The 22,263-nt window shown below is 69.9% G+C and carries 22 protein-coding genes; 8 read left to right on the top strand and 14 right to left on the bottom strand.

What is annotated here, in order from left to right; genetic code table 11:
• Positions 1 to 82: 82 nt before the first annotated feature.
• From ABLE88_RS21620 to ABLE88_RS21600, 5 genes are all read right to left on the bottom strand, one after another.
• Positions 83 to 1,039, bottom strand: coding sequence for a PDR/VanB family oxidoreductase (locus tag ABLE88_RS21620; protein ID WP_348833867.1), 957 nt, complete (start codon positions 1,037 to 1,039; stop codon positions 83 to 85).
• Positions 1,036 to 1,623 carry a dimethylamine monooxygenase subunit DmmA family protein gene (locus ABLE88_RS21615; protein ID WP_348833866.1) on the bottom strand — a complete coding sequence of 196 codons (588 nt, stop codon included), beginning with the start codon at positions 1,621 to 1,623 and terminating at the stop codon, positions 1,036 to 1,038. The genes ABLE88_RS21620 and ABLE88_RS21615 overlap by 4 nt, the downstream gene beginning before the upstream one ends.
• A 214-nt stretch (positions 1,624 to 1,837) precedes the next feature.
• Complete coding sequence (locus ABLE88_RS21610) at positions 1,838 to 4,141, bottom strand: trimethylamine N-oxide demethylase (protein ID WP_348833865.1); 2,304 nt, start codon at positions 4,139 to 4,141, stop codon at positions 1,838 to 1,840.
• A 3-nt stretch (positions 4,142 to 4,144) separates the two neighbouring features.
• Positions 4,145 to 4,654, bottom strand: coding sequence for a flavin reductase family protein (locus ABLE88_RS21605; RefSeq protein WP_348833864.1), 510 nt, complete (start codon positions 4,652 to 4,654; stop codon positions 4,145 to 4,147).
• A gap of 342 nt (positions 4,655 to 4,996) precedes the next feature.
• Entirely contained in the window at positions 4,997 to 6,400 is a 1,404-nt protein-coding gene (locus tag ABLE88_RS21600) for an acyl-CoA dehydrogenase family protein (RefSeq protein WP_348833863.1), read from the bottom strand.
• Between the two features lie 358 nt (positions 6,401 to 6,758).
• Here ABLE88_RS21600 and ABLE88_RS21595 point away from each other — a divergent pair, with 358 nt between their 5' ends.
• Positions 6,759 to 7,886 carry an aminomethyl transferase family protein gene (locus ABLE88_RS21595; RefSeq protein ID WP_348833862.1) on the top strand — a complete coding sequence of 376 codons (1,128 nt, stop codon included), beginning with the start codon at positions 6,759 to 6,761 and terminating at the stop codon, positions 7,884 to 7,886.
• Between the two features lie 45 nt (positions 7,887 to 7,931).
• On the opposite strand, the gene ABLE88_RS21590 is transcribed toward ABLE88_RS21595, so the two are convergent.
• Positions 7,932 to 9,020 (bottom strand): helix-turn-helix transcriptional regulator, encoded by a 1,089-nt coding sequence (locus ABLE88_RS21590; RefSeq protein ID WP_348833861.1) that lies wholly within the window; start codon positions 9,018 to 9,020, stop codon positions 7,932 to 7,934.
• Positions 9,021 to 9,209: 189 nt separating this feature from the next.
• Positions 9,210 to 10,151: a ring-cleaving dioxygenase gene (locus tag ABLE88_RS21585; protein ID WP_348833860.1), complete on the bottom strand. Its 942-nt coding sequence runs from the start codon at positions 10,149 to 10,151 to the stop codon at positions 9,210 to 9,212.
• A gap of 277 nt (positions 10,152 to 10,428) precedes the next feature.
• Between ABLE88_RS21585 and ABLE88_RS21580 the strand changes: the two genes are divergently transcribed.
• Genes ABLE88_RS21580 through queD form a run of 3 tightly spaced genes read left to right on the top strand, consistent with a single transcriptional unit; the run spans position 10,429 to position 12,703 of the window.
• The gene (locus tag ABLE88_RS21580; RefSeq protein WP_348833859.1) at positions 10,429 to 11,652 is read left to right on the top strand and encodes an alpha/beta hydrolase; all 1,224 of its coding nucleotides are present in this window, start codon (positions 10,429 to 10,431) and stop codon (positions 11,650 to 11,652) included.
• Positions 11,653 to 11,708: 56 nt separating this feature from the next.
• Entirely contained in the window at positions 11,709 to 12,341 is a 633-nt protein-coding gene (gene queE / locus ABLE88_RS21575) for a 7-carboxy-7-deazaguanine synthase (RefSeq protein WP_348833858.1), read from the top strand.
• Positions 12,342 to 12,346: 5 nt separating this feature from the next.
• A complete protein-coding gene (queD, locus tag ABLE88_RS21570; protein ID WP_348833990.1) occupies positions 12,347 to 12,703 on the top strand; it encodes a 6-carboxytetrahydropterin synthase QueD in 357 nt (118 codons plus the stop codon).
• A gap of 14 nt (positions 12,704 to 12,717) precedes the next feature.
• Here the strand turns inward: queD and ABLE88_RS21565 are convergent, their stop codons facing one another.
• Positions 12,718 to 13,710 (bottom strand): LysR family transcriptional regulator, encoded by a 993-nt coding sequence (locus ABLE88_RS21565; RefSeq protein WP_348833857.1) that lies wholly within the window; start codon positions 13,708 to 13,710, stop codon positions 12,718 to 12,720.
• A 124-nt stretch (positions 13,711 to 13,834) separates the two neighbouring features.
• Between ABLE88_RS21565 and ABLE88_RS21560 the strand changes: the two genes are divergently transcribed.
• Positions 13,835 to 14,533, top strand: coding sequence for a L,D-transpeptidase (locus ABLE88_RS21560; RefSeq protein WP_348833856.1), 699 nt, complete (start codon positions 13,835 to 13,837; stop codon positions 14,531 to 14,533).
• Positions 14,534 to 14,670: 137 nt separating this feature from the next.
• Here ABLE88_RS21560 and ABLE88_RS21555 read toward each other — a convergent pair whose 3' ends face one another.
• Together ABLE88_RS21555 and ABLE88_RS21550 are read right to left on the bottom strand one after the other, a co-directional pair.
• The gene (locus ABLE88_RS21555; protein ID WP_348833855.1) at positions 14,671 to 15,216 is read right to left on the bottom strand and encodes an NADPH-dependent FMN reductase; all 546 of its coding nucleotides are present in this window, start codon (positions 15,214 to 15,216) and stop codon (positions 14,671 to 14,673) included.
• A 218-nt stretch (positions 15,217 to 15,434) separates the two neighbouring features.
• Entirely contained in the window at positions 15,435 to 16,271 is an 837-nt protein-coding gene (locus ABLE88_RS21550) for a universal stress protein (protein WP_348833853.1), read from the bottom strand.
• 266 nt (positions 16,272 to 16,537) lie between these two features.
• Between ABLE88_RS21550 and ABLE88_RS21545 the strand changes: the two genes are divergently transcribed.
• The 3 genes from ABLE88_RS21545 (at position 16,538) to ABLE88_RS21535 (ending at position 19,364) form a co-directional block, all read left to right on the top strand.
• Complete coding sequence (locus ABLE88_RS21545; RefSeq protein ID WP_348833852.1) at positions 16,538 to 17,542, top strand: lipoprotein N-acyltransferase Lnb domain-containing protein; 1,005 nt, start codon at positions 16,538 to 16,540, stop codon at positions 17,540 to 17,542.
• A gap of 44 nt (positions 17,543 to 17,586) precedes the next feature.
• Positions 17,587 to 18,222: a MarC family protein gene (locus ABLE88_RS21540; RefSeq protein ID WP_348833850.1), complete on the top strand. Its 636-nt coding sequence runs from the start codon at positions 17,587 to 17,589 to the stop codon at positions 18,220 to 18,222.
• Positions 18,223 to 18,395: 173 nt separating this feature from the next.
• Positions 18,396 to 19,364 (top strand): NAD(P)H-dependent flavin oxidoreductase, encoded by a 969-nt coding sequence (locus tag ABLE88_RS21535; RefSeq protein ID WP_348833849.1) that lies wholly within the window; start codon positions 18,396 to 18,398, stop codon positions 19,362 to 19,364.
• 58 nt (positions 19,365 to 19,422) lie between these two features.
• Here ABLE88_RS21535 and ABLE88_RS21530 read toward each other — a convergent pair whose 3' ends face one another.
• The 4 genes from ABLE88_RS21530 to ABLE88_RS21515 form a co-directional block, all read right to left on the bottom strand.
• Positions 19,423 to 19,884, bottom strand: coding sequence for an arsenate-mycothiol transferase ArsC (locus ABLE88_RS21530; RefSeq protein WP_348833848.1), 462 nt, complete (start codon positions 19,882 to 19,884; stop codon positions 19,423 to 19,425).
• A 5-nt stretch (positions 19,885 to 19,889) separates the two neighbouring features.
• Entirely contained in the window at positions 19,890 to 20,384 is a 495-nt protein-coding gene (locus tag ABLE88_RS21525; RefSeq protein ID WP_348833847.1) for a UPF0262 family protein, read from the bottom strand.
• The gene (gene hisD, locus ABLE88_RS21520; RefSeq protein ID WP_348833846.1) at positions 20,381 to 21,691 is read right to left on the bottom strand and encodes a histidinol dehydrogenase; all 1,311 of its coding nucleotides are present in this window, start codon (positions 21,689 to 21,691) and stop codon (positions 20,381 to 20,383) included. The genes ABLE88_RS21525 and hisD overlap by 4 nt, the downstream gene beginning before the upstream one ends.
• A gap of 116 nt (positions 21,692 to 21,807) precedes the next feature.
• Entirely contained in the window at positions 21,808 to 22,248 is a 441-nt protein-coding gene (locus ABLE88_RS21515) for a DUF2948 family protein (RefSeq protein ID WP_348833844.1), read from the bottom strand.
• Between the last annotated feature and the right edge of the window lie 15 nt (positions 22,249 to 22,263).

Raw genomic sequence — 22,263 nt, 5'->3', positions numbered from 1 at the left:
GGTGGGGTTCCGCCGTTCGGGGAGAGTGTGGCGACATCCCCTCCCCCACACCCCTCCCCACAAGGGGGGAGGGGAGGCCCCGCTAAAGATCGATCACGAGGCGCGGCCCGCGGGCGCGCGAGACGCAGGTCATGATGGCGGTGCCCGCCGCCTTCTCCTCAAGCGAGAGGAAGTCGTCCCGGTGCTCCACCTCGCCCTCGATGACGGGCGTGCGGCACTCGCCGCAGGCGCCGCCGCGGCACAGGCACGGGGCGGCGACGCCCGCCGCCTCGATCGCCTCCAGAAGCGACTGGGCCTCGCCCACCTCCACCTCGATGCCGGAGCGCTTGAGCACCGCCTTGAAGGGCAGGCCGCCCGAGGTGTCGCCGAAGCTCTCCTTGTGGATCTTTCCCGACGGCCAGCCGAGCGCCAGCGCGGTCGCGCTCACCGCGTCCATGAGCGGGCGCGGCCCGCACACATAAAGGTGCGTGCCGAGCGGCTGGCGTGCGAGCAGGCCGGCCATGTTGAAGGCGGCCCGCCCGCCGCCATGGACGCGGATCTCCTCGCCCGCCGCGAACGGGGCGAGCAGGCGCTCGAACACCGGGACCTCGTCCGCCGCCGAGAGCTGGTGCAGTTCGTAGCGCGCGCCGCGGGCCTTCAATTCCGGCAGGTGGGACAGAAGCGGCGTGATGCCGATGCCGCCGCCGATCAGCAGGTGCTTTCTCGCCGTCGCCGCCACCGGGAACAGGCTCGACGGCAGCGCCATCTCAAGCACGTCGCCGCGCGCCACCTTGTGGTGCAGGAAGGCCGAGCCGCCGCGCGACTGGGCGACCAGCCGGACGATGATGTCGTAGCGCGCCCGCTCGGCCGGCGGCGAGACGAGGGAATAGGCGTTCTTCATCACCTTGGCGCCGTCGCGCAAGGTGAGCATCACGTGCCCGCCCGCCGGCGGCGTCGGGAACAGGCCGCCATGGGCCGGCTCGAAGGAGAAGCGCTTGAGGCCGGGCGCCAGCGGCTCGATCTCGCGCACGCGCACGGCGCAGGTCCCGGCGGGGCTCATGCGTAAAGCTCCTCGGGCTCGGGCACCTCGCCGGGCACCTCGGCGTCCACCTGCACCCCCATGAAGGCGGCGAGCCGGCGCGAGAAATGGTCGCGCACGAACAATGGCGCGCCGCAGCCGGAGCAGGTGACGATGGAGGTGGTGACCTTTTCCGTCACCGTGCGACAATGGACGCAGAAGATGCGCCGCGCCTTGGTGCCCACATGGGCGAAGCCGATCTCCTCCCGACCGAGGCCGGCGGCCTGGGCGATGCCGAACAGGTCCCACAGGAACGGCTCGGTGCCGGCGCCATAGAGCCTAAGGCCCATGCGCTCGCGGGCGAGCCGCTCCTCGAGCGCGCTCAGAAGGTGCGGCACCGCGCGGAACACCCGCACGGCGCCCGCCGCCTCCTCCATCACCGGCGCGCCGGGAACGGCGCTGCGATGGGCGACGGTCCAGACCTCGAAGGCGGCGGCGCTCACGCCCTGCGCCAGCGCCCCGGGCGGCACCGCGCCGCCCTCGACCACCAGGAGATGGTGCCGTCCGGCCGGGTCGGGGGAGATCGGCCGGTATTTCGGCCGGCTCTTGATGCCCTGGTCGCTCATCTCGGCTCGCTCATTGGGGGACGACCGCCGGCCGCCCATGACGTCGCGGCGCCGGCACGCGCGCGCACCGGGCATGGACCTATTTTTCTTCACAAGAAAAATAGTTGTCAATGACGAGAAGGGTGGAAAACGCGCGCAGGGACTGGGAAATGATAGTCACCGGCCGCCGAAATCTTGGGCAGGCGGCGGCTTTTTCAGCATGCCCCGTGGCCGGTCAGGCGCGCACCCGGGTCTTCCGCGGATCGAAATGGGGGAAGGGCACGATGCGCGCGGGGATGCGCTTCCTGAGCCCGTCCAGCTTGCCGATCTCCACCTCGGCCCCCTCCTGTGCCGCGGAAACGTCGAGCCGCGCCAGCGCGATCTGCGCCTTCAGGATCGGCGACTTGGCGGCCGAGGTGACGACGCCCACCTGGCCGCGCCCCACATGGACCGGGTCGCCATGGCCCACATCCTCGTTGGAGGCGATGGCGAGCCCCACCAGCCTGCGGGCGGGATTGGCCTTGCGGCGGGCGAGCGCGTCGCGGCCGACGAAGTCCTCGTCCTTCGCCGCCACGGCAAAGCCGATGCCGGCCTCGAACGGGTCGGTCTGGTCGCAGAAGTCATAGCCGGCGAACACCAGGCCCGCCTCCACCCGCAGCATGTCGAGGGCGGTGAGGCCGAGCGGCTTCAGGCCCTTGGGCGCGCCCTCCGCCCACACCGCGTCCCACAGCGCCACCGCGTCCTTCGGGTGGCACCAGATCTCGAAGCCAAGCTCGCCGGTATAGCCGGTGCGCGAGACCACCAGCGCCGGCCCCTGTGGCCCGCCGAGCCGGGCGACGGCGAAGCGGAACCATTTCAGCTCGGCGATGGCGGGCTGGCTCGGCCCGGTCCAGATCAATGCGGCGAGGATCTCGCGGCAGAGCGGGCCCTGCACGGCGATGTTGTGGAGCTGGTCGGTGGAGGATTTCACCCAGGCCTTCAGGCCCCATTGGGCGGCCTTCTCGCGCAGCCAGGTGCCGGTGAATTCCTCGCCGCACACCACGCGGAAGTTCGCCGGGCCGAGGCGGAAGATGGTGGCATCGTCCAGCATGCCGCCGCTGTCGTAGCAGAGCGCGGTATAGACCACCTGGCCGACCGTGAGCTTCCGGATGTCGCGCGTCGCCGTGCGCTGGAGCAGCAGCTCCGCGTCCGGCCCGGTCACCTCGAACTTGCGCAAGGCGGACAGGTCCATCACCGCCGCCTTCTCGCGGCAGGCCCAGTATTCGGCGATCGGCCCCTCGCCGGTATAGCAGGCGGGCAGCCAGAAGCCGCGATACTCCACGAAGTTGCGGGTGAGGAGCGAGGTGCGGGGGTGGAAGGCGCTCTCGCGCGTCAGGCGCGGCTCGGCGTCGGGCGTCATGCGGAAGGCGATCCCCTTGGAGAAGTCCTCTGCGGCGTCGTAGACGCGCACATGGATGTCGGTGGGCTCCCAGGCATTGGCGGCGTCGATGTCGTCGGCGCAGGAGGAGACGGCGCAGACGAGGTCGGTGAGCGCGCGCAAGAGCACATAGTCGCCCGCCTGCGACCACGGCTCGTCCATGGAAAGCGCGTTCGAGCCCTCGATTGAGGTGTTGTAGAAGAAGTTGATGGCCGGCCAGCCGCGCCGCTCCCGGATGCCGAACGGGGCCAAAGCGGCGTTGAAATTGTCCGAGCAATTGGCGTGGCCCGGATAGCCCATGTCCTCGTAATATTTCGCCGAGCAGGCCAGCGCGAAGGTGTCGTGGCGGCCCACCGTGTCCCGCACCACCTCCACCAGCGGCACCTGGCGCGCGTCGAAATACTTCGAGTGGAGACCCGGGCCGGGATAGGCCGCGCCCATCAGGGTGCGGGTGGTGGTGGCGTCGAGGCCGAACTCCTCGCCCGCGTCCAGCGCCCTGGCGTCGAAGGCGAGGAAGTCCGAACACTGGCGGCCAGCCACGTCGATGATCTGGATATAGTCGCCGGCCTTGACCGTGAAGGCGCGCGCCTCAGCCGCCGGCACCCGCAGGTCGAGCTTGGGGGCGGCCAGAGGCTCGGGCAGGTCGTCGAAGCCGGCGGCGCGGGCGATGGTCACGAGAAGGTCGGTGGGCGCGCTTTGCTCGTCCGGCGGCATGGGGCGGCCGGGAGCGACCACCACCAGCAGCAGGTCGGCGGCGGCGGTGAGCGTGACGCGGCCGCCCGGCGCCGGGCCGGCCGCAAGCGCCAGCCGCCCCTTCTGCGCGCCGGGCGCGATGCCGTGCGCGGCGAGAAGGCGCGCCGTGGCGCGGCCGCCTGCGCCGGCATCGGCGATCACCTGCGCGAGGTCCGGCCCGCCGGCTTCGCCGGCAAGCCCGAGCCGCGCGCCGGCATCGCCTGCCCCGTCGAGGGCGAAGACCAGGGCGCTCTGGAGCCCTTCCGGATCGGCGATGGTGACGCCGTCGCCCGCCTTCAGCGCGAAGGCCTCGCACCCGCCGCCCCGCACCCTGTGGCGCCGTGCAGCACCGGTGGTGGGAAAGGGGGCGGGCCTGGCGGCGGCGTCCATGCGCTAGCCTTTCTCGTTGACGGCAAGCAGCCGGTAGCTGCCGCGGAAATAGAGCAGCGGGCTGCCCTCGTCCTCCACGTGGAGATGCACCACCCGGCCGACAAAGATGACGTGGTCGCCGCCGTCATAATGGGCGTAGGGCACGCACTCGAAGGTGGCGAGGGCGGGCCTGAGCTTGGGCGCGCCGGTGACGCCGCGCACCCAGTCGATGCCGGCGAACTTGTCGCCGCCGGCCCGCGCGAAGCTGTTGGAGATGCCTTCCTGGCCCTCCAGCAGGATGTTCACGGCGTAGGCGTCCACCTGCTCGAAGCGCGCCAGCGAATAGAGGTTGCGGGCCATGGAGAACAGCACCAGCGGCGGATCGAGGGAGACGGAGGAAAACGAATTCACCGTCACCCCGAGCGGGCCTTCGGCATCGTGCGCCGCGACCACGGCGATGCCGGTGGCAAAGCGGCCCAAGGCATTGCGCAACTCGCGGGGATCAAAACGGGCGTCGATATCAATGGCAGTCATGGAAACATCTCTCGGAATATGGGTCGACGTTGCCATTGTAAGACAATTTCGCGCCTCTGGCTGCCTTCGTAACCGGCGGCCTCCGGCCCGGCCGGAGAGCGGATGGATGCTCGGCCGAGCCGGAGCACGACGGCCGTAGCTGACCCAGACCTCTCCATTTGCCCCCTCTCCCCTTGCGGGAGAGGGCAGGGTGAGGGGTGTCACCGTCCTGTGGGCTATGGGACGCCCCACGCGGCGCGGACCCCTCACCCACCGCGCTGCGCGTGGCACCCTCTCCCGCAAGAGGGAGGGAAACCACGGTGCCTGTTCCCGCTACCCGCCCACCGGGCCGTCCTGTGCCCCTCACGCCACCTTGGCGGGCTCGAGCTCGGCGAGCAGCTTCTCGGCGAAGGCGCGCTTCTCGGCGTCGTCCATCTTCTTGATCTCGTTGTTGAGCACGCGCTCGTTGATGGACTTGTTCCAATAGTCCAGCGAGCCGAAGCCGAGCAAAGCGGCCTTGCCCACGAACTGGCGCAGCACCTCGTTGGTGGGGCCCATCACCCAGCCGGCCTTGCCGTCGCGCAGATAGCGCTCGATCTGCAGCGCCGGGCGGAAGCCGGTGCCGCCGGTGGCGTGGAGCATCTTGTCCACCACATAGGCGACGTTTTTGGCGGCCTCGAACTTCACCTGCCACAGCCAGTGCAGCAGGCCCGCGCGCGGCAGCGCGTCGAGGTCCTCGTGGATCGACCAGTCGCAATTGTTGGTCACCGCGTCGAGCGCCTGCGCCATCTGGAAGTCGAAGGCGCGGCACGCATTGGTGTCCATGATCGCCTCGCCCACATAGTCCTGGATGGTGGGGTAGTCGGCGACGCGGAGCCCGACGTCATTGTGGGTCTTGCGGGTGGTGTGGCGCTTGGCGATGTCGATCACCGCCAGCGCGATGCCGTTCCAGCAGGCGGACGAGCAGGTGAGGAAGAACGGGTCCACCACCTCGTCGTTGGATTTGGCGCCGTCGCCCACCGGGCCCACGAGCGCCTCCTTCGGCAGGAGGGCGTTCTCCACCATGATCGGGCCGGACTGGTTGCCGCGCAGCCCGAGCCCGTCCCATTCGGAGGGATTGGCCCTTACGTCGTCCTTGGTGACGAGGAAGCAGGACAGGTCGGAGTAGTCGCCCGAGAAGCCGGGGCTGGTGGTCTGCACGATGTACCAGTCGGCGAAGCCGCCGGAGGTGGTCCAGGAGGCCTTCTTGGTCACCCTCCAGCCGTCGCCATGGGCCTCGGCCTTGGAGGAGATGGGATACCAGAAGTGCGAGCCGGTCTCGGGGTCCGAATAAGACAGCGTGCCGATCAGCACGTCCTTGTCGAGCCGCGTCAGGATGTCGGTGAGCAGCGGGTTGTCGTGGTGGCGCAGGAGCGCCGCGGCCACCGCGCCGAGATGCATGGTGTAGCACATGGCGGTGGAGGGACAGCCGTAGCGGGCGATGGTCTCCACCACCATGGCGGCGCACACATGGTTCTCGCCGCGGCCGCCGAGCTCTTTCGGCACGTTGAGGGAGAGCAATCCGAGGCCGGCCAGGGCCTCGAAATTCTTGCGCGGATAGACATAGTCCGCGTCGCTCTCCACCGCATTGGCGCGCAGCGTGGATTCGCACAAGGCGATGAGCTTTTTCTGGAGCGCCTTCTGGGCCGGCGAGAGCAGCCATTGCGGGTCCCATTCGAACCCGAGGCCCCAGAACGGCTCCGCGCCCCACATCTTGGTTTCGGACATGACCTGGCTCCAGCTGGCTCCGCCGCGGGTCCCCCGACCCGGCCTTTGGAAGGGCGGCCGCCCGTTCTCCTCAGTGAATTTTTTTGACGGCGTAGAAACAAGATGCCATCGACACCGGGGCGTGCAAGTCGAAGAATTGGGCAAATGCTGGTCAAATTGTGAACTGCGAAGCACTGGCGCCCGCTGGGCCGCCATTCATCCCCGCCCGCTGTTCGGGCAGAAGAGGCAAAAATTTCTTCTCTGGAAAAGTAATTGACACACAAGAGTTGGCCGACAAGGATGCGCGGCCGGAGCGGAGCGGAGCGCGCGGACGTGGCGCGCCGCCCTCAAGATCGTGCAGCACAAGCAGGGGGAAGGCATGAGCGAGACCGTCTGGAGGCAATCGATCCTCAACGGGCGTCACCGGGAACTCGGCTCGAAGCTCGAAGAAACCTGGAACGACATGGCGATCCCCCAGCATTACGCCACCGACCCCTATCTGGAGACGGCGGCGGTGCGCTATCAAGCGGGGCTGATCGACGTCTCGGCGCTGAAGATCATCGACGTCGCCGGCAAGGACGCCCTCGCCTTCCTCAACCAACTGCTCACCGCCGACATCTCCAAGATCCCCGCCGGGCGCTCCATGATCTCCTCCATCGTCGACGCGGACGGCGGGCTGATCGACGACGTGCTGGTCTATGTGGACGGCGACGGCGCCTTCCGCCTGTCCCATGGCGGCGGCACTCTGGAGCAGGCGCTGCCGGTGGTGGCGCAGGGCTTCGACGTCACCTTCCAGCGCGACGACGACGTGCACATCCTCTCGCTCCAGGGTCCCCTCGCCCTCGACATCCTCAGCCCCCACACGCCCCTGGACCTGAAAGCCCTGCCCTATTTCGGGCACGGCCGGACGACGCTGTTCGGCACCCCCGTCTCGCTCGCCCGCGGCGGCTATTCCGCCGAGCGCGGCTACGAGGTGTTCTGCGCGGCCAAGGACGCGGTGGACCTGTGGGACAGGATCCTCGAAGCGGGCAAGCCGTTCGGCGCCATGCCGGTGTCGTGGGACTGCCTCGACATCGTGCGGGTGGAGGGCGCGCTCTTGTTCTTCCCGTTCGACATGCCGCACAAGGACACGACGCCCTTCGAGGTGCTCATGGACTGGTCGGTGGACCTCACGAAGCCCGATTTCCGCGGCAAGGCGGCGCTGGCGAAGCGCAAGGGCACCGAGCGCACCCACCAGGCCGGCATCGAGGTGCTGGCACAAAAGGCGATCACGCCCGGCGCCAGGATCTTCAAGGACGGCGAGGAGGTGGGCGTGGTGAACTCCACCACCTACAGCCGCCACCTCATGAAGTCGCTGGCGCTGGTGTCGCTCGTCCCCACCGTGACGGCGCTCGGCACCGCGCTCACCGTGAAGGACGGGGAAGAGACCTTCGCGGCGAACGTGGTGCGCACGCCGTTCTACGATCCCATGCGGCTGCGCACCCACCCGCTGGAGGAGCGCGGCTGAGCGGGAGGTGGCCGCCTGCTTCCAGCCACGCTTCGCAGCGCCGTCTCATGGCGCCGCCGGGCGCAGCGGGCTGCGCAGAAGGGCGACCAGTTCGGACTGGCGGTGGACGCCGCATTTGCGGAACACCGCCTTCAGGTGGCCGCGGACGGTGCTATCGGACAATACGAGAGCGGCGGCGACCTCCCCCACGGAGGCACCCTCGGCCACCATGCGGGCGACCCGCGCCTCGGCCGGAGTGAGATCGAACAGCGCCTGGACGAGCGGGGCGCCCAAGGTCTCGCCCTCGCCGAGTTCGCTCACCACCAGCAGCGCGCCGGCGCCGGCGAAGATGTCATGCGCGCTGCGGCGCATGGGCACCACATGCACGACCAGGGCGCCGTGCCCCTCGCCGGCGCGGACCGGGATCGAGCCTACCGCCTGCGACCACAGCTCACGGTTCAGCCGCGCCAGGGCCGCGCCGAGCAGGGTGTCGGCGTGGCGATCGGCCAGCCCCAGGCGCTGGCGCCGGTCCAGGAAAAGCTGGCCGAGAAACCGCCCGAATTCGGGATTTGCATCGAGCATACGTCCGGTGGGGCCGACCGTGGCGGCCGGGACGCCGAGCGCGGTGAACGCGCCGAGCGTCGCCGCCAGCCGCTCCAGCGCGAGGCGGGTGGACGCCACCGCGGCGCGCGCCACATGGGGCTTCAGCGCGGTCAGCCATGCCACGGCATCGTCGCCGAACGGCGCCTGCGTGCCGGGCCGCTCAAGGCTCAGGATGGTCCACGCGCCGTCCGGCAGGAACTGCTTCAGCGCCATCGACCAGCCCACGCCCAAGCTGCGCATAGTCTTGAAATAAAGTAGATTCTCGATCTCGTCGGGGGTGAAGAGGTCCTGGTCGCGCACCACCGGCAGGTCCGGCCGCAGCATCGCCCGGTCGATGCGGGGATTGTGATCCATCGCCCCCGTGGCGGCCCACTGTTCGAACGGCGCCTTCAGGTCCGGGGAGGCGAAGCCGCGGATCATTCCCGCGCGCGACATGAACATGACGGCGCCGATACCACCGGCCTTTCGGCCGCACAGGTCGATGGCCTGAGGCCACAATTCGGGAAGAACGGCCGCCTCGTAAAGGCCATCCAGCACGTCCAGATCGTCCACCGCAGCTGCCCCTCACGTTCCACGACCACCGTCGCAGGACATCATAACACCGAGGCTACAACCTGGAGGCTGCGGGCGCCCAGGAGAATGCCGTCATGCGGACCTCGGCCTTGGCCGAACGTGGCGCTCGCCGGACCGGAGGCGACCCCGGCGCGCGACCAGGCCCCGGCGCGCGCCGGGGCCGCGCCATCAGAGCGGCTTGAGGCCGGCCTCGATCTGCGCCCGCTTGCCCTCCAGGAAGGGCGGCAGCGAGAGGCGCTCGCCCAGCGTCGCCAGCGGCTCGTCGGCGGTGAAGCCGGGCTCGTCGGTGGCGAGCTCGAACAGCACCCCGTTCGGCTCGCGGAAATAGAGCGAGCGGAAGTAGAAGCGGTCCACCTTGCCCGAGTTCGGGATGCGCAGCTCCTTCAGCCGCGCCGCCCAGTCGTCATACTGGTCGAAGGTGGGCACGCGGAACGCCACGTGGTGCACCGCTCCCGCGCCCTGCACGGCGGGCTCGAGGCCCGGCTCCACTTTCACATGAAGCTCGGCGGCGGGGCCGCCCTCGCCCATCTCGAACACATGCACCGCGCGCCCGTCCTCGCTGGCATAGTCGCGCACCGCGCGAAGGCCCATCACGTCCTTCAGGATCACGCCGGTGGCGCGCAGGTCCGGCACCGACAGGGTGATCGGCCCGAGGCCGCGCACCTGGTGCGGCGCGGGCACGGGGCTCCTGTCCCACGGCACGCCGGGGCCATTGCCGCCGTCCACCACGAGGCCGAGGCGCTGGCCCTCGAAATCCTCGAACAGGATCTGGTTGCGCCCGTCGCGGGTCTCGATGCCGCCATGGGCGACGCCGGCGTCGGCGAGCCGGCCGGCCCAAAAATCGAGCGCCCCGTCGTCGGCGACCCGCAGATGGGTGCGCACGATGGAATGGGTGCCGCGCCGCTCGCGCGCCACCGGCCAGTCGAAGAAGGTGAGGTCGGTGCCGGGATTGGCGAGGCCGTCCGCATAGAACAGGTGGTAGGCCGAGGTGTCGTCCTGGTTCACCGTCTTCTTCACGAGGCGCATGCCCAGCGTGCCGGTATAGAAGCGGTGATTGGCGGCGGCCTGGGCGGTCACGGCGGTGAGATGGTGGATACCTGTGAGCTGCATGGTGTCCTCCGGGCGGAGGCCCGCCTCCGCGTCATGTCTCCCCCGAGATAGGCCGGGCGGCGGACCGTTGCGAGAGCGCGACGCGCAAGCCGAAATTGCGTCGATGCAATGTTTCGGATCGCGATACCTTTTATTTTTGGCGCCTTCGCAACAAAACCGAGCCCTGTGAACCGGCCATTAACCCTTTTTTCATGCGGCGCGCCGCTCCAGCCGGAAATCGTCGATTGCGCAACTCCCCTCAGGCTCTGCTATAGGCGTGGGGCAAGGGGGAACCCAAGTGGCTGTGACCATGTGCAAAGGCAGGGCACCGAGACGCGAGGCGGCGAGGATCGGCCGGGCGGCAAGGCCGTGGGCGCCGCGCCTGCTGGTGGCGCTCGCGTTCGTGCTGCCGCTGGGCGCCTGCGCCGATCGGCCCGGCCCCGAGGCGCTGACCCCCACCCTCGCCACCGCTCCCGGCACCAAGCCGGCGACGGTGCTGGTGGCCTCGACCCGCGCCCGCGACCCGCGCCCCGGCACCTTCTTCAACGGCGAGCGCGCCCCGCTCACCTTCGCCCGGGTGGACATGTCGGTTCCGCCCACCCACAGGCCGGGCGAGATCGAATGGCCGAAGTCGCAGCCGGGCAACCCGCAGACCGACATGGTGGTGCGCGACGCGGTCTATCGCGACACCCAGCAGCAATTCCTCGCCGACCTCAACGCCGAGCTCGCGCGCCGGGCGAAGGGACAGAAGAAGGTCTTCATCTTCGTCCACGGCTACAACACCCAATATGCCGAGGCGCTCTACCGCCTGTCGCAGATGGCGGTGGATTCGGGCGCCTCCGGCGTGCCCGTGCTGTTCACCTGGGCCTCGCGCGCCACCACCGAGGCCTATGTCTACGACAACAACAGCGCCACCGCGGCGCGCGACGCGCTGGAGGAGACGGTGCGCCTCGCCTTCGCCAGCAATGCGGAGCAGGTGAGCATCATGGCCCATTCCATGGGCAATTGGGTGACCGTGGAGGCGCTGCGCCAGATCCGAATCTCCGGCAAGGGCGTGCCGGTCGAGCGCCTCGACCAGGTGATCCTCGCTGCGCCCGACATCGACGTCGACGTGTTCAAGTCCCAGCTCAAGCGCTTCGGCAAGCCCGCCAAGCCGTTCGTGGTGATCGTCTCGCGCGACGACAAGGCGCTCGGCTTCTCCGACTTCATCGCCGGCGGCAAGACCCGCCTCGGCGCCTATACCAACGACGAGGAGCTGGTCGATCTCGGCGCCGTGGTGGTGGACATGACCGACGTGAAGGCGCTCGACAGCTTCAACCACGGCAAGTTCGCCCAGCTCGCCGAGATGGCGCCGCAGCTGCGCGGCATGATCGCCCGGCAGACGGCCTCGGGCGCCGCCCCCGCCTCCACTGTCTCCTTCGAGGGCGTGCAGATCGTCGGCCTCGACCGCGCCGCCCAGCGGGCGCATCAGGCCACGGCCGAGGCGGCCGCGCCGGCACCGGCCCCGGCGCCCGCCCAATAGGGCGCGAGCCGCGCGGGCTTCTCTCCCGGCGGCAGGTGGTCTAAAGGCGTCGGGCCATGGCCTATTCCGTCAAAGAGATGTTCAAGACGCTCCAGGGCGAGGGCGCCCAGGCCGGCCGCGCGGCAGTGTTCTGCCGGTTCTCGGGCTGCAATCTGTGGTCCGGGCGCGAGGAGCACCGCGCGGACGCGACGTGCCGCTTCTGCGACACCGACTTCGTCGGCACCGACGGGGCGGGCGGCGGGCGCTTCGCCGATGCCACAGCGCTCGCCGCGGCCATCGCCGCCACATGGGCGGGCGACCGGCAGGCGCGCTTCGTGGTGTTCACCGGCGGCGAGCCGCTGCTGCAGCTCGACGGCGACCTCGTGGCGGCGGTGCACGCCGAGGGCTTCGAGATCGCGGTGGAGACCAACGGCACGCTGGCGGCGCCCGAGGGCATCGACTGGATCTGCGTCAGCCCCAAAGCGGGCGCGGGGCTGGTCCAGCGGCGCGGGCAGGAGATGAAGCTGGTGTTCCCGCAGGACGGCCTGCCGCCGCAGGCGATGGAGGGGCTCGATTTCGCCCATTTCTTTCTCCAGCCCATGGACGGGCCGGACCGCGCCGCCAACACCGCGGCGGCGGTCGCCTACTGCCTCGCCCATCCGCGCTGGCGGCTCTCGCTGCAGACCCACAAGATGATCGGCATCCCATGACGCGCCTGAGGATCACCCAGGGCTTCACCTTCGAGGCGGCGCATTTCCTGCCCCATGTGCCGCAGACGCACCGCTGCTTCCGCATGCACGGCCATTCCTACCGCGTGGACCTGACCCTCGAGGGCGAGGTCGATCCAAAGACCGGCTTCGTGGCGGACTTCTTCGACGTGGAGGCGGCCTTCGCCCCGCTCCTCGCCCAGCTCGACCACCATTGCCTCAACGACATCGCCGGGCTGGAGAACCCCACCGCCGAGCTGATCTGCGTGTGGATCTGGGACCGCGTGCGCCCGGTCCTGCCCCAGCTCGCGCAGGTGCGGGTCTACGAGACGCCGCTCTCGTTCGCGGATTATTGCGGCGGCTGAGGCCGCTGCGCGGCCTATGTCGGCTCCTGAGCCACGGCGGTCCGGCCGACGCCTGGGACGGCGTCGGCGTCCGCGTCCGGCGTCCCCGGCGCGCGGCCCTCGCCGGCCCAGATGCCCTCGACCGACCGCAGCGCCGGGATGGCAAAATCGGTGAAGGCGCGCACCGCGGGCCGCATGAAGCGGACCGAGGGATAGGCGATGAACGCCTCGGTGGGCCTGACCTCGTACTCCGGCAGGATCCGCACCAGCCGTCCCGCCCGCAAATGATCGCTCACCAGCAGCTCCTGGACCGGGCCCGCCGCGTGCCCCTCCAGCAGGGTTGCCGCCAAGGCGTCCGCGGCGTTGGTCCGCAGGAAGGGCCGGACGAGGACCTCAAACGTCCGGCCGCCGCGCGTGAGGGCCAGCGTCTCGCTCTGCGAGAGCACGCGCGGGGTGGTGACGAGGTCGATCTCGCCCAGCCGCTCCAGGGTCTCCACCGGCCCGCAGCGGGCGAGGAAATCGGGCGAGGCCGCGAGGATGCGCCGGATCAGCCCCAGCCGGCGGACGATCAGGCTCTGGTCTTCCGGGCGGCCGTACTTCACCGCCAGGTCGAAATTCTCATAGACGAGGTCCACGCTGCGGTTTTCCAGCACCAGATCGACCGCCACTTGCGGATGGCGCCGCTGGAATGCCATCACGATGGGGTGCAGATGGCGCGCGCCGATGCAGGTGGGCGCATGCAGGCGCAGCGCCCCGTCCACGGCACCCATGTCCCGCCGCACGCCTTCCACCGCCGCGTCGATGGTGGCGAGCGCCGAGCGGCTGGCCTCGTACAGCGCCCGGCCCTGTGGGGTGGCGCGCACCAGCCGCGCCGAACGCTCCAGGAGGCGCGCGCCCACATGGCGCTCGAGATTGCGCAGATGCTTGGTCACCGCCGGCTGGGACACGCCGAGATCGCGAGCGGCGGCGGTGACGGAGCCGCGCTCCACCGTGCGGATGAAGGCGCGCAAGGCGAGCGCAATGTCCATTCATATCCAAGAGCTATGGTCGTTATTACCCCATAACATCTGGACGCTGGCGCTGCAATGCGCTCCCCTCCCGGCGCGTCGCGACGCAGCGCGACCAGCGCGCAAGGACCAGCCGGGGATGGATATGGACAGACGCACCTTCGCCTTGGCCTGCTCGGCCCTGCTCGCCGGATGCGCCGGCACGGAGGAGCGGACGATCGGCGCCGAGGCTCCCCTGCCCGACCCGGCCCATGTGCGCATGTATGCGGCCGTGAGCACCGAGCCCTTCGCCGTGCCGGCGGTGGACCTTGCGGAGGTGGATGCGCGGTTTCTCCGGCGCGAGGTCGCCTATGCGACGCGCGAGCAGCCCGGCACCATCGTCGTCGATCCCCAAGCGCGGTATGCGTACCTGGTCCTGGAACGGGGGCGGGCGATCCGCTACGGCGTCGGCGTGGGCAAGCAGGAGGGGTTCAACTTCCAGGGCGCCGCCACGATCGCCCGCAAGGCGGAATGGCCCCATTGGACCCCCACCGCCGACATGATCCGGCGCGAGCCCGAGCGCTATGCCAAATATGCCGCCGGCCTGCCGGGGGGGCCCGGCAACCCGCTCGGCCCGCGCGCGCTCTATCTCTACCGCAACGGCCAGGACACGCTCTACCGCCTGCACGGCACGACCGAGCCCTGGACCATCGGCACCATGGTTTCGTCGGGCTGCGTGCGGCTCCTCAACCAGGACATCATCGACCTCTACCGGCGCGTGCCGGTGGGAACGAAGGCGGTCGTCCTCCCGGCAGGCGGCGCGGCGTCGTCTAGAGCGCGATCCGATCAAATTGAATCAATTTGACCGGTGAATCGCCCTCTAAATTGATGAAAGAGAATGCGTTGTCCGATCAGCTTGCGGTGCAAGCTGATCGGCGCGTGCTCTAGCGCGCGATCCGATCCATTTGATTGACCGGGATCGGCGCGTGCCCTGGAGCCGCCTCAGAGGTGCTTTTCCACGAACCCCTGGAAGGCGGCGAGCTGCTTGCCGATGAAAGCCGACGTGCCCGCGTCGGTGATGACGCCGTCCTCGATCTTCTTGTTGGCCTGGGAGACCATCACCTCGGGCATGTTCATCACCGGCGCGTCGAGCGCCACCAGGATCTGGCGCAGATGATACTGCGCGCGGGCACCGCCCAGCGCCCCGGGCGAGGCGGACATGATCAAGGTCGGCTTGCCCTTCAGCGGCTGGCGCTCCTTGATGCGCGAGAGCCAGTCGAGGGCGTTCTTCAGCCCGCCGGGCACCGAGTAATTGTATTCCGGCGTGACGATGACGAGGCCGTCCGCCGCGGCGACCGCCCCGCCCATGTCGGTGACCGCCTGCGGCATGCCGGCGGCCTCGATGTCGCCGTCATAGATGGGAAGGCTCGCCACCGAGGGCAGCAGCGCCACCTCGACCCCCTCGGGCGCGAGCCCCGGCAGAGCGCGGGCGAGCGCCGCATTGTAGGAGCCCTTGCGCACGCTGCCGACCAGAACCACCCATTTCATGGCATCTCTCCTTGCGTGGCGGCAACATAACGCGCCCGCCGCCGAAACCGAAGCCGCGTGCGGGCAAAGGCGGCGCGCACGAAAGCGCCGCGCGGCCCTGGCGCCGCGCGCCCGACGACAACCAAAGTTCCGGGGACGGAGTTCTGCAGAAGGTTGCCCCGCTCCCCTGAGGGACGAGCGTGGGCGCCCTCGCGGCGGCGGCCGGCGGCCGCGCGCCGTCAGTAGGACAGGAAGAGCGGGACCTTGCTTTCCTTCAGCATGGATTCGGTCACGCCGCCGAGCACCCATTCGCGCATCAGCGAGTGGTTGAAGGCGCCCATCACCAGCAGGTCGGCGCCGAACAGCTCGACCTGCTCGGCGATGGTGGCGGCGATGGAATTCTGCACCACCAGGTTCTTCACCGTCACGTTGACGCCGTGGCGGGCGAGGTGCGGGGCAAGCTCGGCGCCCGGCAGGGACTTGGCGAGCTCCTTCTCGGTGCCGACCGCCAGGACCTCCACCGCCTCGGCCGCCTTCAGGAAGGCCATGGCGTCGTTCACGGCGCGCGCGGCCCGGGCGCTGGCGTCCCAGGCGACGATGACGCGCCCGCCCTTGAAGGTGTCGCAGTGCTCGGGGACCACGATGAGCGGCCGGCCGCTCTCGAACAGCAGCGCCTCGATGAGCCCGCGGTCCGCATTGATGGTCGCGGTCTCGGAATCGACGATGGCGACGTCGTGCACCATGGCCTGGGCGACGAACACCTCCACCAGCTGGCCGTAGGCGAGCTGGGGGGTCTCCACCGAGGCCGCGACGCCGGCCGCCGCCGCGTCGCCGCGCGCCCGCTCGCCCACCGCGGCCGCGAACTCGCGCAGGCGCTTGTTGTGCGCGGCCACCAAATTGGCGCCCATGGAGTTCACGAACGTGGTGCCGAGCACCACCTTCAGCGACGCCGCCTGGATGGTGGCGTGCGCACCTGCCTTCTCGGCCAGCGAAATGCCGTAGGAGAGCGCCGCCGACGGCTCGTCGATGCCCTCCTCCGTCATGCCGATGAGCACGCTCTTGATGTTCTGCAGCATGAGCCTTCCTCCTCTCGATACGTAATTTATGTAGCGGACGCCGCCTGCGAGCGCGTTGCGTTGCCTCAACGCGTTACCGGTCGCCCGTTCACTGTCCCCCGGACCGTGACGGCCCGGCCACGGCGCCGGAACGCGCATGCCCCGACGGGAAGCCTGGGCACAGGCGCCGCGAGATGCCATAGGTAGCCGGCCCTTGCCCGCGACGCCAGGACCGCCGGCGGGGAAAGCGTCATCGACCGGGACGAGCGGGGGCTCACGAGATGCTGTTGGGACGGGGCGCAGGCATCGCGCTGGGCATCACGCTCGCCATCGCCGTCGTGCTTGCCAGCCTCTATTTCGCGCTCGCCATCCACTACTGGATCCCTTGGCCGGCGCCCGTGCGCACCTTCGGCGCGCTCGCCTTTCCGGCAGCGATGCTGGCGCTGTGGTTCGCGCCCGGACGCCGACGCCGGACGCGCCGCGTCCTGGTCGCCGTGGCCTTCCTCGCGCTCGGCACGGCCTATGCCGCCAAGCTGCCGGCCGAACAGGACTGGGTGGCGCTCCAAAGCGAGCAGGCCTTCGCCACCTTCGACGACGACACGGTGACCATCGCCAACCTGCGGGACGCGCTCCACCGGCCCGGCGCCCCCTCCGAGCCGCGCTGGATCACCGCGCGCTTCGACCTGTCCACCCTCGAGGGCGTCGATCTGATCATCCAGCCGTTCGGCGGCGTGAAGGCGCTGGCTCACGTGATGCTCTCGTTCCGCTTCGCCGACGGACGGCACGTGGTGGTCTCCATGGAGGCGCGGCAGGCGAAGGGTGCCGCCTTCGACCCCGTCGCCGGCTTCTTCCGGCGCGATCAACTCTATCCCGAGCTCGGCACCGAGCGCGACCTGATTTGGGAGCGGCTCGCCCGCACGCCGCCCGACGAGGTGCAGATCTATCCGGTGAAGGCGAGCGCCGAGGCGGTGCGGATCTATTTCCGCCGCATCCTCGATTTCGTGAACGCGAGCCATCGCCAGCCGCGCTTTTATTCGACGCTTCGGGAAAGCTGCATGACGACGCTGATGAACCTCGCCCCCGAGAGCTTCGCACAGGTGCCGTGGCGCGACCTGCGCCGCTGGATCCCGGGCTATTCGCTCAGCCTGTTCCAGCAGCTCGGTCTGGTGGACGGCGACCTTGGCGCCGACGACCTGGCGCGGGAGGCCCGGCTGCGCCCAAGCATCCGCCCGCCGGCCGAATTCCCCGCGGACGCCGCCTGGAGCGCCCATATCCGCGCGCGCCGCCCGTGAGGCGCCGCGCGCCGTAACGCAATGCCCCATCATGGGAGACCACGATGATCGAGGACCTCAATCTGTTCGCAACCCAGCTGGTTACCCTCTGGGTGGTGCTCGAGCCGGTCAGTCACCTCTCCATGTTCCTGGCGGTGACAAACCATCTCGACCGGGCCGAGCGGCGCAAGGCGGCCGCCATCGGCCTCGGCTTCGCCCTGCTGATCCTGGTGGTGTTCGCGGTCGTCGGGCGGATGCTGCTGGAGGCCATGGGGATCTCCATCATCGCCTTCCAGATCGCCGGCGGCCTGATCCTGTTTCTGTTCTCGCTCACCATGATCTTCACCGACGCGAGCGCGCACGGCCCGGTGGAGGTGAGCGAGGACCGCACCGCGGCGAGCGTCGCGGTCTATCCGCTGGCCATTCCCGTGGTCGCGGGCCCGGGCGCGATCCTCTCGGTGGTGCTGTTCTCCGACAACAATCGCGGCTCGGTGGAGGCGCAGATGGTCACGCTGGCGGCACTGGGCGCCATGATGGCGGCGCTGCTCGTGGTGTTCTGGCTCGGCGACTACATCGTGCGCATCATCGGCAAGAGCGGGGCGAACCTGCTGCGGCGGGTGATGGGCATCCTGCTCGCCGCCCTGTCGGTGAACCTCGTGCTCAACGCGCTGCAGATCTGGCTGGGGCTGCCTCCCATCTGAGGGAAGGCACTTCACCTATCGGCGAAAGCACTTATCCTATGGGTGAAGGCGCCGGTCGCGGGCGCTCCGAGGCCGAAGGCGGCGAAAGCGCGCCCCGGCCCCGCCGTTCCAAAACCAGAACCGCCGCCGCGCCGCGATCTCCCCTGCGGCCGGTCCCCCAGGAGGAAACGCCCTTGTCCCTGCCCGCCTCGCTCGCCGGCCGCCTGGCCGTGCCCGCCATCGCCGCGCCCATGTTCCTCGTGTCCGGCCCGGAGCTCGTGAGCGAGACCTGCCGCGGCGGCGTGCTCGGCACCTTTCCCGCGCTCAACGCGCGTTCGACGCAGATCTATGCCGACTGGCTCGACGACATCGCCGCCCGGCTCGCCGGCAGCCCCGGGGCGGCCCCGTTCGGGGTCAACCTGATCGTCCACAAGTCCAACCAGCGCCTGGAGGCGGACCTCAAGGTGACGGTGGACAAGAAGGTGCCGCTGGTCATCACCTCGCTCGGCGCGGTGCGCGACGTGGTGGACGCGGTGCATTCCTATGGCGGCCTGGTGTTCCACGACGTCATCAACCTGCGCCACGCCGAAAAGGCGGCGCAGGCCGGAGTGGACGGCATCATCGCCGTGTGCGCCGGCGCCGGCGGGCATGCGGGCGTGCTCTCGCCGTTCGCGCTGGTGGGCGAGATCCGCCGCTTCTTCGACAAGACCATCGTGCTCGCCGGCTGCCTGTCCAACGGCGCGCAGATCGCCGCGGCGCAGGCGATGGGGGCGGACCTCGCTTATTTCGGCACCCGCTTCATCGCCACAAGCGAGAGCCTGGCGCCGGAAGGCTACAAGCAGATGCTGCTGGCGTCGACGGCCGACGACATCGTCTATACCGACGCCATATCGGGCGTGAACGCCAATTTCCTCAAGCCCTCCATCGTCGCCGCCGGGCTCGACCCGGCCCATCTGAAGAAGCACGGCGAGCTGGACATGGCGAGCGAGCACAAGGCCTGGAGGGATTTCTGGTCGGCTGGCCAGGGGGTCGGCGCGATCGCCGACGTGCCGCCGGCGCGCGAGCTCGCTCTGCGGCTTGGCCGCGAGTACGAGGCGGCGCTGGAGGCGGCGGCGGCGCGGCTCGCGGCGCGGCGGCAGCGCCCGCTTTCGGCGGCGTCGTAGGGGCAATTCCAGAACCTGGAGCCTCCTTTCTCCCGCTTGCGGGGGAGGGAAAACACCCTCACCCCGCCTTGAACCGGGCGCGGATGCGCTGCTCCAGCTCGTCGCGCACCGCGCGGTAGGCGTCGAGCCGCTGCTCGCGGTTGCCCGCTTCCAGGGTGGGATCGGAGGTCGGCCAGTATTCCACGTCGAGAGCGTTGGTGCGCGTCAGCTCCAGCGCCTTATGGTGCGCGTCCGGCGCGAGCGAGACCGCGAGGTCGAAGCCGAGGCCCTCATATTCCTCCAACTCGTCGACGGTCTTGGGCCGGTGCTTCCTCACATCGAGGCCGATCTCCTCCATCACCGCCGCGACGAAGGGGTCGGGCTCGCCGACATGGACCCCGGCGGAGCCCACATAAAGCGACTTGCCGAACAGGTGGCGCGCGAGCGCCGCCGCCATGACCGAGCGGACGACGTTCTGGCTGCACAGGAACAGGACCGATTGCGGCCGCGCTGAGCGCCGGGACGCCGCCGGAGGCTCCATGCCGCCTACCCCTTCCAGTGGAGCGCGCAGATCAGCGTGAACAGGCGCCGTGCGGTGTCGAAATCCACCTCGACCTTGTCCTTCAGGCGCTCGCGCAGCAGCTCGGAGCCCTCGTTGTGGAGCCCGCGCCGGCCCATGTCGATGGCCTCGATCTGGCTCGGCGTGGCGGTGCGGATGGCGGCGTAATAGCTCTCGCAGACCAGGAAATAGTCCTTCACCACCTTGCGGAAGGGGCTGAGCGAGAGGTGGTGCTGGACCACCTGGTCGCCGGCCTCGCGCTTGATGTCGAACACCAGGCGGTTGTCCATCAGCGAGATGTGGAGCGCGTAGGGGCCGGCGCCCGGATCGCCGCAGGGAAAGAAGGAATTGTCCTCCACCAGGTCCCAGATGGCGGTGGCGCGCTCGTGCTCGATGTCGGCCGTGGACGGGCCAATGGAGGCCTGATCCAGGGTGACCGCCATGAGGCGGGCCTTGGGCTTCTCCCTCGACGGATCGGTCATTGGCCCCCCTCCGGCGGCAGGTTGGTCCGGATCGCCACCGAGCGGCCGTGCGCGTCGAGCCGCTCGGCGGCGGCGAGCCGCATGGCCGCGGGTCCGAGCGCGGCGAGCGCGTCGGGCGTGCATTTCAGGATCGAGGTGCGCTTCATGAAGTCCAGCACCGAGAGGCCGGAGGAGAAGCGCGCCGAACGGGCGGTGGGCAGCACGTGGTTCGAGCCGCCCACATAGTCGCCGATCGCCTCCGGGGTGTGCGCGCCGATGAAGATCGCCCCCGCATGGCGCACCCGGCCGGCGAGGCGGTCCGCCTCCAGCGCATGGATCTCCAGATGCTCGGGGGCGACGCGGTCCACCAGCGCGATCGCCGCATCCAAGCTTTCCACCTTGATGATGGCGCCGTGGTCGCGCCAGGAGGCGCGGGCGATCTGTTCGCGCGGCAGGCGGGCGAGCATGTCCTCCACCGCCGCTTCCACGTTGGTGGCCAGGTCCTCGGAATCGGTGACCAGGATCGACTGCGCGGCGGCATCGTGCTCCGCCTGGGCGAGCAGATCGGCGGCGACGAAGTCGGCATTGGCGCTGGCATCGGCGAGAATCAGCACCTCGGAGGGGCCGGCGATCATGTCGATGCCCACCTTGCCGAACACCTGGCGCTTGGCCGCCGCCACATAAGCGTTGCCCGGGCCGACGATCTTGTCCACCGGGGCGATGGTCTCGGTGCCATAAGCGAGCGCCGCCACCGCCTGGGCGCCGCCCACGCGGTAGACCTCGTGGACCCCGGCGAGCCGCGCCGCCGCAAGCACCAGAGGCGCGATCACCCCGTCCGGGGCCGGCACCACCATGACGATGCGCGGCACGCCGGCGACCTTGGCCGGCACCGCATTCATCAGCACCGAGGAGGGATAGGCCGCGGTGCCGCCGGGCACATAGAGCCCCACGGCGTCGACGCTGGTCCAGCGGTGGCCGAGCGTGACGCCCGCGGCGTCGGTATAAAGGTCGTCGGCCGGGCGCTGGCGCGCGTGGTGGGCCTCGATCCGGGCCTTGGCGAGCTCCAGCGCGGCGCGGGTCTCGGCATCGACCGACGCCAGCGCGGCGTCGAGTTCGGCCTCGGCCACGCGCAGGCCGAGGGCGCAAAGGTCCACCCGGTCGAAGGTGCGGGAATGGTCGATCAGCGCCTCATCCCCGCGCGCGCGCACGTCGGCGATGATCTGCGCCACGGTGGCGTTCACGTCCACCGAGGTCTCCCGCTTCGAACCGAGGAAGTCGGCGAAACGGGCGGGGAAATCGGCGCTGGCGGTATCAAGGCGGATCGGCATGGCGCCTTGCTAGAGCAGGACGGCGCCGGTGGGAAGCCCTGCCCGTGGCGGGCCGCCGGCCGGTCGGCCCTGCGCGGCGCCGCCGCCTGCCCCGGCGCGGCGCGGCGGACGCCGCCTCAGGCGGCGCTGCCGGCCGCGTGCTTGGGCACGTGGGCGCAGCCCCAGGCGGGGCCGAGATCCTTCAGGCTCGCCTCGATGCACTCGACCTCGAGGCGCACCTCGGCGCCCCCCGAGAAGGTGAGCAGCACGAAGCCCGAGGGGGTCTCGGTGACCTCGAAGGTGACGGCGAGCAGGTTCAGGACGCCCTCGCGCTGGGCCGCGTCGAGGCCGCGGCACTTCACCTGACGCACGCGCTCGAAGTGCAGGCCGGCGCGGCGCCGCACGGTCTCCCCGGTGACCTCCTTGTGGTCCCAGTCGAAACGGTTGAGCAGCAGCGCGAAACGCTGCACGCGTGGCAGGAAGCCCATGTCGTCCCGCTTGACCACCGCATCCTGGAGATGGGCGGAGAGGATCGCGAGATCTTCCTCGTCGAGCGCGAGCAACTTCAAGGAATTCATGACGCCACCGCCTGT

The organism is Xanthobacter luteus, assembly GCF_040049235.1.
Classification (GTDB): domain Bacteria; phylum Pseudomonadota; class Alphaproteobacteria; order Rhizobiales; family Xanthobacteraceae; genus Xanthobacter.
The sequence above is the reverse complement of the archived record's forward strand: the minus strand, read 5'-3'. Positions and strand labels throughout refer to the sequence as shown.